General features: G+C 54.3%; 14 protein-coding genes and 1 tRNA gene. 5 read left to right on the plus strand and 10 right to left on the minus strand.

What is annotated here, in order from left to right; genetic code table 11:
- Positions 1-35 precede the first annotated feature (35 nt).
- Together A8O29_RS06715 and mgrA are read right to left on the minus strand one after the other, a co-directional pair.
- A complete protein-coding gene (locus A8O29_RS06715) occupies positions 36-395 on the minus strand; it encodes a DUF2502 domain-containing protein (RefSeq protein ID WP_125354154.1) in 360 nt (119 codons plus the stop codon).
- A gap of 124 nt (positions 396-519) precedes the next feature.
- Complete coding sequence (gene mgrA, locus A8O29_RS06720; protein ID WP_125354155.1) at positions 520-1,518, minus strand: L-glyceraldehyde 3-phosphate reductase; 999 nt, start codon at positions 1,516-1,518, stop codon at positions 520-522.
- 174 nt (positions 1,519-1,692) lie between these two features.
- Between mgrA and A8O29_RS06725 the strand changes: the two genes are divergently transcribed.
- On the plus strand, positions 1,693-3,354 hold the full coding sequence (locus A8O29_RS06725) for an alpha-keto acid decarboxylase family protein (protein WP_125354156.1): 1,662 nt from the start codon (positions 1,693-1,695) through the stop codon (positions 3,352-3,354).
- A gap of 6 nt (positions 3,355-3,360) precedes the next feature.
- Here the strand turns inward: A8O29_RS06725 and A8O29_RS06730 are convergent, their stop codons facing one another.
- On the minus strand, positions 3,361-4,593 hold the full coding sequence (locus A8O29_RS06730) for an ion channel protein (protein ID WP_125354157.1): 1,233 nt from the start codon (positions 4,591-4,593) through the stop codon (positions 3,361-3,363).
- 204 nt (positions 4,594-4,797) lie between these two features.
- On the opposite strand from A8O29_RS06730, the gene glk reads away from it, so the two are divergent.
- Positions 4,798-5,763, plus strand: a complete 966-nt coding sequence (glk, locus tag A8O29_RS06735) for a glucokinase (protein WP_125354158.1) — start codon at positions 4,798-4,800, stop codon at positions 5,761-5,763.
- Positions 5,764-5,812: 49 nt separating this feature from the next.
- On the opposite strand, the gene A8O29_RS06740 is transcribed toward glk, so the two are convergent.
- The 3 genes from A8O29_RS06740 to A8O29_RS06750 all read right to left on the minus strand — a co-directional run bounded on the left by A8O29_RS06740 (position 5,813) and on the right by A8O29_RS06750 (position 9,673).
- A complete protein-coding gene (locus tag A8O29_RS06740; RefSeq protein ID WP_174081207.1) occupies positions 5,813-7,129 on the minus strand; it encodes an IS4 family transposase in 1,317 nt (438 codons plus the stop codon).
- A gap of 102 nt (positions 7,130-7,231) precedes the next feature.
- A complete protein-coding gene (locus A8O29_RS06745; RefSeq protein ID WP_125352140.1) occupies positions 7,232-7,966 on the minus strand; it encodes a LytR/AlgR family response regulator transcription factor in 735 nt (244 codons plus the stop codon).
- A gap of 9 nt (positions 7,967-7,975) precedes the next feature.
- Positions 7,976-9,673 (minus strand): sensor histidine kinase, encoded by a 1,698-nt coding sequence (locus tag A8O29_RS06750; RefSeq protein WP_125352142.1) that lies wholly within the window; start codon positions 9,671-9,673, stop codon positions 7,976-7,978.
- 386 nt (positions 9,674-10,059) lie between these two features.
- Here A8O29_RS06750 and alaC point away from each other — a divergent pair, with 386 nt between their 5' ends.
- Entirely contained in the window at positions 10,060-11,298 is a 1,239-nt protein-coding gene (alaC, locus tag A8O29_RS06755; RefSeq protein ID WP_125352144.1) for an alanine transaminase, read from the plus strand.
- A 72-nt stretch (positions 11,299-11,370) separates the two neighbouring features.
- Here alaC and ypdK read toward each other — a convergent pair whose 3' ends face one another.
- Positions 11,371-11,442: a membrane protein YpdK gene (ypdK, locus tag A8O29_RS06760; RefSeq protein WP_110509655.1), complete on the minus strand. Its 72-nt coding sequence runs from the start codon at positions 11,440-11,442 to the stop codon at positions 11,371-11,373.
- 441 nt (positions 11,443-11,883) lie between these two features.
- On the minus strand, positions 11,884-12,684 hold the full coding sequence (locus A8O29_RS06765; protein WP_125352146.1) for a hypothetical protein: 801 nt from the start codon (positions 12,682-12,684) through the stop codon (positions 11,884-11,886).
- A gap of 176 nt (positions 12,685-12,860) precedes the next feature.
- Here A8O29_RS06765 and A8O29_RS06770 point away from each other — a divergent pair, with 176 nt between their 5' ends.
- Complete coding sequence (locus A8O29_RS06770) at positions 12,861-13,196, plus strand: DUF1294 domain-containing protein (RefSeq protein WP_125352148.1); 336 nt, start codon at positions 12,861-12,863, stop codon at positions 13,194-13,196.
- 14 nt (positions 13,197-13,210) lie between these two features.
- On the opposite strand, the gene A8O29_RS06775 is transcribed toward A8O29_RS06770, so the two are convergent.
- Both A8O29_RS06775 and A8O29_RS06780 read right to left on the minus strand, forming a co-directional pair.
- Positions 13,211-13,285, minus strand: a tRNA-Arg gene (locus tag A8O29_RS06775).
- Between the two features lie 80 nt (positions 13,286-13,365).
- Positions 13,366-14,292 (minus strand): formate/nitrite transporter family protein, encoded by a 927-nt coding sequence (locus A8O29_RS06780; protein ID WP_125352150.1) that lies wholly within the window; start codon positions 14,290-14,292, stop codon positions 13,366-13,368.
- Positions 14,293-14,460: 168 nt separating this feature from the next.
- Between A8O29_RS06780 and mlaA the strand changes: the two genes are divergently transcribed.
- Positions 14,461-15,216, plus strand: a complete 756-nt coding sequence (gene mlaA / locus A8O29_RS06785) for a phospholipid-binding lipoprotein MlaA (RefSeq protein ID WP_125352151.1) — start codon at positions 14,461-14,463, stop codon at positions 15,214-15,216.
- Positions 15,217-15,274 lie beyond the last annotated feature (58 nt).

Below are 15,274 nucleotides of genomic sequence, written 5' to 3' on the forward strand. Positions count from 1 at the left end.
AGCGACAAAAGAAAAAAGGCCCGATGGGCCTTTTTTTAATGGTGATGTCCGCCGTGTCCGTGTCCATGACCGCCACGGCCCGGACCGCGACCCCAGCCGCCACGATGGTCATTCCTGTCGTGCCAGCCTTCACGGTAGCCGCGCTCGTAGGCGTTACGTTTGTCCCAACCGTGATGGCGGCCGTTGTCATGACGATGCCAGCGTGCGTCGCGCCACTCGTAATTACGGCGCCAGTAGTCGCGGTCGCGCCAACGGTCTCCGTCCCAGTGATTACCGTAATTATCCTGATCGCCAATTTGTAATTTTACCGATGGGATCAGGGTAAGTTCGCCTGCATTCGCCACTATTGGGGCGCTCGCCAGTAATACTGCAGCCAGAATCAGTGACCTGAACATGAATCTCTCCTTACGATCGGGGCCTAATTGGGCCTGTTAACGCAATCTTACGAGGTGTTACAACCTCACAGCATTGGAGCAACTCCTAAATCCCAGGTCACAGCACTTTTTGCTAAAGTTGGCGTTATTTTGTTCCGTTCAGAATGGCGTCAATAGCTGCTATTTCCTGCGCCGAAAACTGGCGGTTACTGAGCATTCCCACCGCGTCATCCAACTGAGCCGTCTTGCTGGCCCCTATCAGTACCGACGTGATTTTGTCATCACGCAGCACCCAGGCCAGCGCCATCTGCGACAATTTCTGCCCACGCTGCTGCGCGATTTCATTCAGCTTGCGTGCCTTCTCGACTTTCTCTTCGGTAATGCTATCCGCGCTCAGGAACTTGCTGCCGCTGGCGGCGCGTGAATCCGCCGGAATGCCGTTCAGATAGCGATCTGTCAGCTGTCCGCCCGCCAGAGGAGAAAAGGCAATTGAGCCCACGCCCTGTTCTTCCAGCAGATTCGTCAGGCCGTCTTCTACCCAGCGTTCGAACATCGAATATTTCGGTTGGTGAATAAGACACGGCGTACCGAGATCCTGCAAAATTGCAAACGCCTCGCGGGCGCGGTCTGCCGGGTAATTGGAAAGGCCGACGTACAGCGCTTTGCCCTGACGCACCACGTGATCCAGCGCGCGCATGGTTTCTTCCAGCGGCGTTTCCGGATCAGGACGGTGATGATAGAAAATATCCACGTATTCCAGACCCATACGCTTCAGGCTTTGGTCGAGACTTGAAATCAGATATTTGCGCGAACCCCAGTCGCCATACGGGCCATCCCACATGGTGTAACCGGCTTTGCTGGAAATAATCAACTCATCGCGATAAGGCAAAAAATCTTCGCGCAGGATGCGACCGAAATTGCTTTCGGCAGACCCCGGTGGTGGGCCGTAGTTGTTGGCGAGGTCAAAATGGGTGATCCCGAGATCGAACGCATGGCGCAACAGCTGACGGCTGGTTTCCAACCTTGTTTCATCGCCAAAGTTATGCCACAAGCCCAGTGAAATCGCCGGTAACTTCAGCCCGCTTCGGCCGCAGCGGTGATATTCCATAGCCTGATAGCGTGCCGGATTTGCCTGATAAACCATTAAAACCTCCAATGAGGAAAGGGTGTGTATACGTTTACACTAATCAATGTTGCCGCGCAGGTACACCCTTAAAATCTGTAAATTTAACTTTCCACTAACAAATCATTATCCTTCTGGACAGACTTCGCGCATCTCTAATACTCAGAATATCTATGCGGCGAAAGGAAGATGGCTATGCAATCGAATTACACAATCGCGGATTATCTGGTGGATCGTCTGGCCGGATGCGGGATTGACCATATGTTCGGCGTGCCGGGCGATTATAATTTGCAATTTCTCGACCATGTCATCGATCACCCGAAACTGTGCTGGGTGGGCTGTGCAAACGAGCTCAACGCGGCCTATGCCGCCGATGGTTATGCCCGGGTACACGGCGCGGGCGTCCTGCTTACGACTTACGGCGTCGGGGAGCTCAGCGCCCTGAACGGCATTGCCGGAAGCTTTGCCGAGTACGTGCCTGTTTTGCATATCGTTGGCGCGCCGGGCACGGGCAGCCAACAGAAGGGCGAACTGCTGCACCACACCCTGGGCGATGGTCATTTCGGCCACTTTTTTGACATGAGCATTCCGCTGAGCGTCGCCAGAGCGAAGCTGACTGCCAGCAATGCCTGCCAGGAAATTGACCGCGTACTGAGAGAAATGCTCACCGAACGCCGTCCGGCATACCTGATGCTGCCGGCAGACGTCGCCAAAGCCCCGGCTACCGCGCCTGTAAACGCTCTCACGGTTGAGCCAGCGAAGGCGGATAAAAACGCACTCGAGGCGTTTACGGCGGCGGCACGGCAGATGCTCACACCCGCGAAGCGGGTTACGATGCTGGCGGATTTTTTGGCCCAGCGTTATGGCCTGCAAGCAAGGCTCAGAAACTGGGTGGCGTCACAGCCGCTGGCACATGCCACGTTGCTGATGGGCAAAGGGCTGTTTGACGAGCATCAGGCAGGCTACGTCGGCACCTACAGCGGAGCGGCCAGCGCCGATGACACCCGCGCGGCGATTGAAGATGCCGACGCGATTTTGTGCATCGGGACTCGCTTCACCGACACCATCACCGCCGGGTTTACGCAACATCTTCCTGCAGAGAAAACCATCGAACTTCAGCCGTTTTCTGCCCGCGTAGGCAAGCGCTGGTTCAGTAGTCTGCCAATGGAACAGGCCGCTCAGGCGCTGCAATCGCTATGCGAGGAACTCGCTTCAGGTTGGACGGCCCCGGCTTCACAGAAGAAACCTGCGGCGGGAAAATTCAGCGGAACGCTGAGTCAAAACAGTTTCTGGCAGGCGTTACAGGATGCGCTACAGCCGGGGGATATCATTCTGGCGGATCAGGGCACGGCGGCTTTTGGCGCGGCCGCGCTCACACTGCCCGCTGACGCCTCGTTGATTGTGCAGCCGCTATGGGGCTCAATCGGTTTTACGCTGCCCGCCGCGTTTGGCGCGCAAACCGCAGCCCCGGGACGGCGCGTGGTACTGGTGGTGGGCGATGGCGCGGCGCAACTGACGGTGCAGGAAATCGGGTCGATGCTACGTGATGGGCAGAAGCCGCTGATTTTGCTATTGAACAACGAGGGCTACACGGTGGAGCGGGCGATTCACGGGCCGGAACAGCGCTACAACGATATCGCGCTGTGGAACTGGACCCAAATCCCGCAGGCGCTGAGCCTGAATTGTCAGGCCCAAAGTTGGCGAGTGACGGAAACGGTGCAACTGCGTGAAGTGTTGGAGTTGGCTTCTCGTCGCCAGCGGTTGACGTTTGTCGAAGTGGTACTGCCGAAACACGAAATTCCTGAATTGCTGCGGGCCGTGACCCAGGCGCTGGAGGCCCGCAACAATACGCAGTAACGGAGATTAACGCGGTGGTTTGGCGATCATCACCGGTTTACCCGCCAGCAGCAGCCAGGCGGGTAGCATCACAATGCACAGCAGCGGTAGCAGAGTGGTGTCAGGCACCACCACGGCGGCCATAAACAGGCTCAGCCAGCCATCGCGAGTGACCACCAAAACCAGGCCAAGGATGGCGCAGGAAATAGTGATCGCCGCCGGAACTGCCTCAACGTGCGCGTGTAGCATCAGCCCGAGCGCCACAGCGACAAACACCGCCGGGAAAATACGCCCGCCTCGGAAACCGCTGGCGGCCGCAACGACAAGGGCCGCCAGTTTCATCACCCCAATCAGCATGAAATCAGTCGGCGTAAGCGTCTGACTAAAGGCCAGCTGTTGCATTTCATTCAGGCCTTTAAACAGGGTAATCGGCCCGCCAAAGGCACCAATCACACCCAGCAGGAAACCGCCCATCCCGAGGATCAGCACCGGATGCTTGAGCTTATGCAAAAGGGTATGCAGGCGTGGCAGGCACCAGACCGCCATCATGCCGACGGCAATAGCGATGGCAGCGACCACTGCGCCGCTGAAAATGTCCACCAGCCGCATATGGCTGTAGTGGGCCACCGGTAAGGAAAATTGCGGTTGGAAGAACAGGCTGGTGGTCAATGCGCCGGATGCGGCGGCAATCAGCGGGGCGAACAGCCGGTCCCAAAGTGGGATTTCATCATTGCCGCTCAACATCTGCGAGAAAATGAGTGCGGCAGCGATAGGCGTGCCGAACAGGGCGCCGATGGTGCCGGAGGCAGCCAGAATAGTCCAGTCCATGGCCCCCACGCGTGGGAAAAAGCGGGCGCCGAGGGCGACGGCGAGCGCGACGTTCACCGACATGATCGGGTGTTCCGGGCCGAGACTCACACCGCCTGCGAGGCCGAGGATCAACGCGAGAATCAGGCCTGGCAGCGCAGACGGTTGTACCGGGGCGCCAATTAAGGGTTCGGTTGCCGGGTCAGGGCCTGCGTGACCGGGGCTATAGCGAATCACTAATCCAACGGCGATACCGGTGGCGGTCAGCATAAAAATGATCCAGGCCGTGGAATCGATGTTTACACCGAAACTCGCGGGAAGTGTGGACCACAGCAGCCGTTGTAATAGGGCAGCAATTTTCATGATAACCACCAGAATCAGACTGGAGGCAATACCAATTATTAAGGCGGGGACCGATAACAGCAGCATGGTTCTGGCTCGCGGGTGGAGCATAGTGATTTCCTTTTGACTCTGAGCGCGCAATACTTTGCCGCCAAATGATGAAACCTTCATTGCAATTGATGCTGAAACGGTAAAGTTATTGTGTGACCGGGATCGATAAATCGTGGGCACTACTGTGTTGGTCGTTGTTGTTATGTCGCCATGAATTTACAGTGTGCCAAAGACTTATTCAGACTTTAGCGGAGCAGTAACAGAATGACAAAGTTTGCGTTAACGGGTGATGTCGGCGGGACCAATGCCCGACTGGCACTGTGTAATCTGGCCAATGGCGAGATTACACAAGCGAAAACCTATTCCGGGCTGGATTATCCAAGCCTTGAAGCGGTAGTGCGGGTTTACCTTGATGAACAAAAGGTTGACGTAAAAGAGGGCTGCATCGCGATAGCCTGCCCGATTACGGGTGACTGGGTGGCGATGACCAACCACACTTGGGCGTTCTCCATCGAAGAGATGAAGAATAATCTGGGCTTTACGCATCTGGAAATTATTAACGACTTTACCGCTGTTTCCATGGCGATTCCGATGCTGAAAAAAGAGCATCTGATTCAGTTCGGCGGTAAAGAGCCGGTGGAAGGTAAACCGATTGCCGTATACGGCGCGGGCACCGGTCTGGGCGTCGCGCACCTGGTTCACGTGGACAAACGCTGGGTGAGCCTGCCGGGCGAAGGCGGCCACGTAGACTACGCGCCGAACAGCGAAGAAGAGGGCATCATTCTGGAAGAGCTGCGCACCGAGCTGGGGCATGTTTCCGCCGAGCGCGTACTGTCTGGCCCAGGGCTGGTGTATCTCTACCGCGCGATTGTTAAATCTGACGGTCGTTTGCCGGAAAACCTGCAGCCTAAAGACGTCACCGAACGTGCGCTGGATGACTCCTGCATCGACTGTCGTCGTGCGCTGTCGCTTTTCTGCGTGATCCTCGGCCGCTTTGGCGGCAACCTGGCGTTAACGCTCGGCACCTTTGGCGGCGTGTACATCGCCGGGGGCATCGTGCCGCGCTTCCTCGAATTCTTTAAATCGTCCGGTTTCCGCGGCGGGTTTGAGGACAAAGGGCGTTTCAAATCCTACGTGCAGGACATTCCGGTGTTCCTGATTGTGCACGATAATCCAGGCCTGATTGGCTCCGGAGCGCATCTGCGCCAGTCTCTGGGGCAAATTCTCTGAGTGGATTTCCCTGACATGAAAAAGGCGCCGATGGCGTAATGCTTGTCAGTTAAGCTTTTGAAGGAGGCCGCAACGGATAACGTTGCGGCCTCTTTTTTACAGCTCTCGGGTAATGCCGTGCTCTTCGCCCTGGTAGCACGAAGCTTGAGGCCATACTCAGTATTTCGGCCATGACCTTGGGGAGTTTCCCCGGCGCCACTCCCGGCAGTAAACGCAGGTGGCTGCACAGATATAACGCTGACTGTTTAAAGCCCATCTGATATGGCTCCACGCCTTTCAGACTGTACGCCATCTGCCCCATCATGAAGCGCAACAGATTATACGCCAGCACCACGCCCCACAGCTCCTGACGCACCAGCGCAGGCTTTTTACTCCGCAGCGTCAGTTCATTATTCAGCAGATGCTGCTTCATCTCCCTGAACCCGTGCTCTATCTCCCACCGCTGGCTGTAAAGGTCCACGATATCGGCTTTCGGGTATCTGAGCGGGTCGCACATCGACGTCAGTATCTGCACCGTCTTGCCGTTCACTTCCTTGCTGACCAGTCTTGCTGTCAGGGTTTCCGGTGCATCCTGCCATTTCTTTTTCGCCTGCGGCGACAGCGTTATTCTCACCAGTTTCTGCCCTGCGCCCAGGTTTCTCACCTCCTCATACTGCGCGCCTTTGCGTAAGGGCAGCATCCAGTGCCTTTCCGTGCCTGATGACTGCCAGCGATGCAGCAGGCCCAGGGCATAGAAGCCCTTATCCATGATGGTCAGTGAGTGGTCCGGCGTCCGGTCAATAAGCTGTGCCGCAAGGTCAGTTTCACCGGTTTCAGAGACGCTGTCGAAGGCCACCGCAGACAGCAGATGGCTGGTAACTTCCATCTGGCAGACCATGCGCAGTTGTGGCCATTCGGACTGCTTGTTCACATTGGCAGTACGGCCGAAGGCTGCGTCATTTTCTGGGGTATCAGGTGCACGCCACAACGTACCGTCCACGGCCATTAGCGTCAGGCCGTTCCAGTGAGACAGGGGTGTTTTTTCAAACCAGAGCTGACGTGTTTTTTCGAACATCAGACGGATGACATCCTCGCCGAGCCGCTGGCGGGCCTGAACAACGGCACTGGGTGCAACGAAGGGCCGGTTACCCGGCAGAAGAATGTCCATATGTGAGACCAGCTGGGTCATGGAGTGGGAGCGGAACAGGGCCATGCCGGTAACCGCCCAGACCATCATCTCCATGGAGAGGCGACGCTTACGCAGAGTGACGACGCCGGTGTCAGCCAGGCATTCATCAATCAGTTCAGGAGAAAGCAGGTCTGCAAGGGCAGCAAACTCCTGCGGAGAAAATTTATGGACGGTATCTAAGGCCTGGCTGAGTAACATAAAAAAATCCGTAATCCCTGGAGAGATTACGGATTCTTGCACAACCACCGGATCGGTCAACCGATCCTTAACTGATCGGCATTACGCCGATGGCGCCTTTTTTTATAGGTTCATCAGCTGGCGAAACTCTTTCACCTTGCTACGACTAACCGGTACCTGAAAATCGAGATCGCGTAATCTGAGAATATAGGTGTTGTTAAACCACGGCTCGATTTCTCGGATTTTATTCAGATTAACGCAGTACGAGCGATGGCAGCGGAAGAAGTGTGCTGCTGGAAGCTTGCTGCAAAACTCGGTAATGTTCATCGGCATCACCCACGACTCCCGCCGGGTATACACGAAGGTCATTTTCTCGTGCGCTTCGGCGTAATAGATATCATGAATCGACGTCACGAAAATCTTCTCATCGCGGATCAGGTTGATGGTGTCGTTTTCCCGCTGAGGGCTCGCCGCGTTGTTATTGCTCCCCGACTGCTGCTGCCAGGCGTTTTCCAGCTTTTTCAGCATCGTGACGATGCGCGATTCCTGATACGGCTTGAGAATGTAGTCGAAGGCTTCCAGTTCAAAGGCTTCCACCGCATGCTCTTTCCACGCGGTGATAAACACGATGAAAGGTTTATGCGCGAACTGGCTGATGTTCTGCGCCAGCAACACGCCGTCGAGCGACGGTATATTGATGTCGAGAAAAATGGCGTCGACCTTGTTGTGCTGCAAAAACTTCAGCACGTCCAGCCCGTCATCAAACGTGCCGACAATCTCCATCTGGCTGTGCTCTTTGATCAGCCAGGTCAGCTCCTGCTGAGCAAGCACTTCATCTTCAACAATGATGACTTTCATATTCCGTCCTTATGACAGCAGGCTTGCAGTTGAGGGGGACGGCGTGCGCTGGTTTGGCACATAAAACGCAATTTCGGTGCCGGGCTCAAGGCGGCGAATATGCAGCCCTTCGCCGTACAGCAACGTCACACGGTGATGCACGTTGAGCAGGCCAATTTTATTGCCAGGCATCTCGTTCGCCTCGACGCGGGCAATCACCGCCGGGTCGATGCCGTGCCCGGTATCCCGCACGCCGATTCGCACGCGGTTCCCGCTTTCACTGATGCTGATGGTCACCACGCCTTTCCCTTTGCAGGGCTGAATGCCGTGCACAATCGCGTTTTCGACCAGCGGTTGGATCAGCAGGCTTGGGATCATGCAGTTCACTTCATCGTCGATGTCGTAAATCACCGTCAGCTTGTCACCAAAGCGCGCCTGTTCGATAGCGATGTAATCCTTAATTTGGTACAGCTCTTTGCGAATATCGATCTGCTCGTCGTCCTTCAACTCAATGTTATAGCGCAGATAACGCGAGAGATTGAAAATCAACTGCCGGGCGGTGTCCGGATTAAGGCGAATCGACGACGAAATGGCGTTCAGCGCGTTAAACAGAAAATGAGGATTAATTTTACTTTGCAGCGCCCGCAGCTCTGCCTTATTTGCCATTTCACGCAATTGCTCGGCGCGGGACACTTCGAGCTGAGTCGAGATGATCTGCGACAGGCCCACCGCCATTTCCTGGAGCGAGGACGTTATCTGGTGCGCGGGGCGGTAATAGATTTTTAGCGTGCCGGTAACCACGCCTTTTTCCCACAGCGGGATAATCATAATCGAATGGATTTCCGGCGTGCGGTAGGCCACGTCGTCGTTGCGGATAATGATTTTTCCGTCGCTCAGCGCCTGGCGGGTTCGCGGGCTTATCCCCAAGTCATTCTTTTTGTAATTGGTTTCGCCGAGGCCGACGTAGGCCAACACTTTTTCGTTATCGGTAATCGCCACCGCGTCGGCGTCAATATCCCGGCGAATAATGTCGCAAACCTGGCGCAAGGATTCGCTGTTAACATTACGAAACAGCGGAAGCGTTTTGTTGGCTATCTCCAGGGCGAGCTTGGCCTGCCTCGCCGCGATGGCCTCTTTTTCCCCTTCAACGCTGCGCACCAGCAGTACGATAAAACCGATACACACGCTGCCGAGGATCATCGGCACGCCAATTTTTGAGACGATGTCGAAGCCAAGTTCCATTGTCGGCGCCCAGACGACGACGAGGATCATGGTCAGCGTTTCGCACAGCATCCCGGCAAGGATCCCGACGCGCCAATGCTGCGCCTTAGGCACTTTGCAGTGGATCCAGCCGGAGAGCAGCCCGGCGATAATGCTGGTGATAAAGCACGGCACCGCGGTGACGCCGCCAATGTCGATCAGATAGCGGTGCGTCCCGGCGATAAGCCCGGTAATGGCGCCGACCCATGGGCCAAACAGAATGCCGCCGGACATCACCGCAATGACGCGCACGTTCACCAGCGAGCCTTCCACGTGCACGCCAGACCAGGTGCTGAACAGCGCGAACAGCGAGAAAATGGCAGTGACGGCGAGAAGCTCCTTCGGCGTATGCGCAGATTTATGCAGCAGCTCGCGGAACAGGCGGATGCGGATAAGGAAAAACAGGCAAATCAGCATCAGGGCGGCCCTGTCAAAAACCGCCAGCAGCATAGTAAAGATTTCGTGCATGTGTGCGCCGTATGTATCACTCAAAGTAATATGATAAAAAACCTGGCGGGGGATAGCCAGCAATCACGCGGATTAGACAACAGGGAAAAGCCGCAATTTTAAAAGGGGATTACTTTTACGGTCCCGCCACAGGGGGAAATGCGAGGAATGCGTGCGCCTTGCGGTAAACCAATTGATATCGCTGTGTAAATGATATTTTGCGGTAAAGGTGATATCAGGCAGTGCGGAGTGCCTCTTATCGGCCATCACTTCCTCATTTTGCCTGTACGATTTATTTTTCCCCAACCCTCTCGACAGCAGGAAAAAAATCGGGTTATTTTCAAGCATGCCACACAGGTGGCAGCGTCGCTCGGACGGTCCGGGCGCTCACGTTATCCGAGGAATTTATGGCTGACTCCAGTCCTGAACGTCGTTTCACCCGTATCGACAGGCTTCCCCCTTACGTATTCAATATCACTGCTGAGCTGAAAATGGCTGCGCGTCGGCGCGGCGAAGACATTATCGACTTCAGCATGGGTAACCCTGACGGCGCTACGCCGCCGCATATCGTTGAAAAACTCTGTACCGTGGCCCAGCGCCCCGACACCCACGGATACTCCACGTCTCGCGGGATCCCACGCCTGCGCCGCGCGATTTCACGTTGGTATAAAGACCGTTATGACGTAGAGATTGACCCCGAAAGCGAGGCTATCGTCACTATCGGTTCGAAAGAGGGGCTGGCACACCTGATGCTGGCGACGCTGGATCACGGTGATACCGTGCTGGTGCCGAACCCGAGCTATCCGATTCATATTTATGGCGCGGTGATTGCCGGGGCGCAGGTGCGTTCCGTGCCGCTGGTGGAAGGCGTCGACTTCTTTAACGAACTTGAGCGCGCCATTCGCGAAAGCTATCCGAAGCCGAAGATGATGATCCTCGGCTTTCCGTCGAACCCGACCGCGCAGTGCGTTGAACTGGATTTCTTCGAGAAAGTGGTCGCGCTGGCGAAGCGCTACAACGTGCTGGTGGTGCATGATTTAGCCTACGCCGATATCGTCTACGACGGCTGGAAAGCACCATCGATCATGGAAGTCCCGGGCGCACGTGATGTCGCCGTGGAGTTCTTCACTCTGTCGAAAAGCTACAACATGGCGGGCTGGCGCATAGGTTTCATGGTCGGCAACAAAGAGCTGGTTAACGCGCTGGCCCGTATCAAAAGCTATCACGATTACGGCACCTTCACGCCGCTGCAGGTGGCGGCGATTGCTGCGCTGGAAGGCGATCAGCAGTGCGTGCTGGATATTGCCGAGCAGTATCGTCGCCGTCGTGACGTGCTGGTAAAAGGACTGCATGAAGCCGGATGGATGGTCGAGATGCCGAAGGCGTCGATGTACGTCTGGGCGAAGATTCCGGAACACTACGCCGCAATGGGCTCGCTGGAGTTTGCGAAAAAGATGCTGCAGGACGCAAAAGTCTGCGTTTCACCGGGGATTGGTTTTGGTGACTACGGCGACACGCACGTGCGCTTTGCGCTGATTGAAAACCGGGACCGCATCCGCCAGGCCGTACGTGGTATTAAAGCCATGTTCCGCGCCGACGGTCTGCTGCCGGTTTCAAGCAAGTCTGCAACGGAAAGTACCGAGTAACTCTCCGGTCTTCAGCCTTCAGAAATGCAAACAGGAGCCATTGGGCTCCTGTTTTTCTTTGCATGCTCAGGCTTAAACCATCAGGGCGAAAGTGCCGGCCCAGACGATGACCATAAAGGAGATGCCCATAATAAAATATTTCACGTCACATCACTCCGCGTATAGCGCGATACGCCCAAATGAAAACAATCCTGACTGAGTATAGAGAGCTGACACCGCCTCGAATAAAAATTGGGATTTGTCCCTTTTTACCCTTCGGCACCACCTCAAAATTCTGTGCTTCATGTGCTCCAGACGGCGCTAATGTACGCTTAAAAAAGGAGGGTGACAAGCCTGATTTTTTTATTAATTTTTAGTTACTTACGAGTGTCGTGAAACGGCGACACAATGATTTCAGTATGCAATAAATGCCCCACCAGCGACGGAAAAATCGCCGCTGAATGAGGGAGTAGTACCGCATTGAAATTATAGGGATTTTACGGGGTGAAAACTCAGGCGGCAGTGAAATGCTGGCGCGCACCTGAGAAATTCGGAGTTAGAGCGATGTCATACACGACATCTTAAGAATGGTTTCAGGCAGGATGTTTAGAATTGATACTTATAGGAGACTTTGACTTTTTTCTCGGCGTCATCGATATAGGTATTGTTGTCCTGGATGTAGGTAAACGCGCTGACAGAGTTGTGCTTGTTGAAGGAGTAACCCAATCCCACCCCGGCGAAGTAGCCTTTGTAGTTATCCCCATCATCGTTTTTCGAGCCGTACGACCCGCCAGCAACGCTCAGTAAGCGCAGGTTGGCAGTCAGTGGCTTGAGCATAAATACGCCCAGATAGCCGCTGCTACCTGAAGTATCTACCAAACCGAAGCCGTTTTCTTCCGAAGGATCGCCGCTAAAGCCAGCCTGGGAACAGGCTCTGTGCTTGTCTTTATCGCAGCCAAAGGTATCGCCAGTATTATAGGAGTAGCCTGCCATTGGGAAAAACTGGAAACCGGCAGGTTCAAAACCAAAAAAGCTCAGGGGGAGAAACGTCCCAATAGAATAGTTGGTCTGCGAAGCGCCGTTAGAAAATTCATTCTTACCAAAGTTGAAGTTGAAAATACCGATCGGGAAAAGCCATGAACCCCCGACACGCCACTCAGTGGCATCGCTATTGATCTTCACATTGATTTTTCGCGCTTCGTCCAGCGCCAGCGAGCCAGAGAATTGCACATCGCTGTCATCCATATCGTAGTTATCGGACCACGCAACACCCACTTTGGTGGTGACTTTAGTCGGGTCATCATCCGATTTTTCTTTGTTGGTTTTGACGACGCCAGATTGCGCTAACGCGAGAGCCGGGAAGAGTCCCAGAGAGAAGAGGAACAATGAACGTGTTCTGCTATGCATGTAGGGTCCGAAGTATATAAAGGGCTGAAAATAAGCGAAAGCCCGCGATCCTACAGTGGATGGGGCGTGTTCTCGCATATTTAGATTTAAAAATTGGTTTAATTTTGAATTTGTTTGATGGGCTAGTGGGAGATGAATTCGTGGCGGAAGGATCCCGGATGTGATTAAAATAATTGATGAAACTACATTATTTTTATTATGCGATTTTATTCATCACCGCCACCACCAGTGCCTTATTGCCAGACTCGCTGACGGTATGGGTTATTTCCGTCAACGTGCTCACGTTGCTGCTTTATGCCGCGGACAAATTGGCCGCACGAAAGAATAGGTATCGTATCCCTGAGTTCACTTTGCTGATTTTCGGTTTGGTCGGTGGCTGGTTTGGCGCTATTCTGGGGCAGCAAATCTTTCGGCATAAAACACAAAAGCAGCCATTCAAAACCTATTTTGCCATTAGCGTGATAGTGAATCTGATGGTCGTGATCGCGGGGATGTATTGGGTGATGAGATAAAGCAGGGGAGCAAATGGTGTCCCCTGCAGGAATCGAACCTGCAACTAGCCCTTAGGAGGGGCTCGTTATATCCATTTAACTAAGGGGACGAAGCGGCACGAGTATAGCGTTTTTTAGCAGGCAGGTTAAGCACATAGCTATCTGACTGCTCAAAGTGTCGCCATCGTCTTCACTTCTGTTGACGTTTTTCTTGTTCTTGGGCTTTGGCTTTTGCCTCCGCTTTCCGCTTAGTGCTCATGTCGTTGCGAATTTGCGCGTGACTCATCAGGGCGAAAATAAAGGTGCCTCCGCAAATATTCCCGGCCAGCGTCGGCAGTGCGAAAGGCCAGAAGAAATCATGCCAGTGCAGGGTCCCGCTGAAAACCAGATACAGAATTTCTACGGTGCCAACCACGATGTGCGTGGTGTCGCCCAGCGCAATCAGCCAGGTCATCAGAATAATAACGACAATTTTGGCGGCGCCAGCGGAGGGGAACATCCATACCATGGTCGCGATAAGCCAGCCTGAAATAATGGCGTTAGCGAACATTTCCCCCGGTGTATTTTTCATGACGTCCATACCAATTTTGGTGAAGGCATCGCGCGTTGGCTCATCAAAAATCGGCATGTATTCGAACGCCCAGGCGGCCACACCGGTACCGATGAGATTCCCCAGTAATACCACACCCCAGAGACGCATCAGCAGACCGAAATTGCCCATCGTTGGGCTTTGCATGACAGGTAAAACGGCGGTAACAGTATTCTCTGTAAACAGCTGCTGGCGGGCCATGATCACAATGACAAAGCCGAAGGTATAGCCTAAGTTCTCCAGCAGGAAACCGCCGGGAATGCCTTCGAGCTGAACGTGAAAAATGCCTTTAGCCAGCAGCGATGCGCCCATCGACAGCCCGGCGGCAATTGCCGACCACAGCAGCGCCATGGCATCGCGCTCCAGCTCTTTTTCACCGTCCTGGCGGATATGCTCGTGGATGGCCATTGCCCGCGAAGGAAGCCGCTGTTCATCGACTTCTATATCCTCGCCCCGTTTTTTTTCATCGCTTTCGACTTCAATCTCTTCGGTATGTCCGTCGATTTTCTCTTTTTCAATATTGTCCATCCGGCATTCCCTTCGTCTGTTGACTCTGGGTAAAGCGTAGCGGGTTTTATTGCCGAGCTCCTCGGTCCTGAGTCCTAATTTTGGGGTTATGCCATGAATAGCGATACGTCTGTTTCAAAATATGTATAAAATCAGTAGAAGCAGTGATTTCTTTACAGGGAGATATTTATGAATTTTCGCCTGTCTGCGCTTGCGCTGAGCGCGACGCTGTTGGTGGGCTGCGCCAGTTCCGGTGACCAGCAGCAGGGGCGTTCAGATCCGTTCGAAGGATTCAACCGCACCATGTACGACTTCAACTTCAACGTGCTGGACCCTTATTTGGTCCGCCCGGTTGCTGTCGCATGGCGAGACTATGTCCCGCAGCCTGCGCGTAACGGTATCGGTAACTTCACCAGCAACATTGAAGAGCCTGCGATCATGGTGAACATGTTCCTGCAGGGCGACCCGTATCAGGGTATGGTTCACTTCACGCGTTTCTTCCTGAATACGATTTTAGGGATGGGCGGTTTCATTGATGTCGCGGGAATGGCGAATCAGAAACTGCAGCGCGTTCAGCCACACCGTTTCGGTAGCACCATGGGGCATTATGGTGTGGGCTATGGTCCGTATCTGCAGTTACCGTTCTACGGCAGTTTTACCGTGCGTGATGACGTCGGCGATATGGCTGACGATCTGTATCCGGTGCTGTCATGGCTGACCTGGCCGATGTCTATCGGCAAGTGGGCGATAGAAGGGGTTGAAACGCGTGCGCAGCTGCTGGATTCCGATGGCTTGCTACGTCAATCGACTGACCCGTACATCACGGTGCGTGAAGCGTACTTCCAGCAACATGATTTCATCGCTAACGGCGGTAAACTCAGTACGGAAGACAATCCGAACGCCAAAGCGATTGAAGGCGATCTGAAGGATATCGATTCGCAGTAAGCGAAGTCGAAAACAAAAAAGGTGAGCATCGCGCTCACCTTTTTTTATGCCTGAACTC

Source organism: Scandinavium goeteborgense, assembly GCF_003935895.2.
GTDB lineage: Bacteria > Pseudomonadota > Gammaproteobacteria > Enterobacterales > Enterobacteriaceae > Scandinavium > Scandinavium goeteborgense.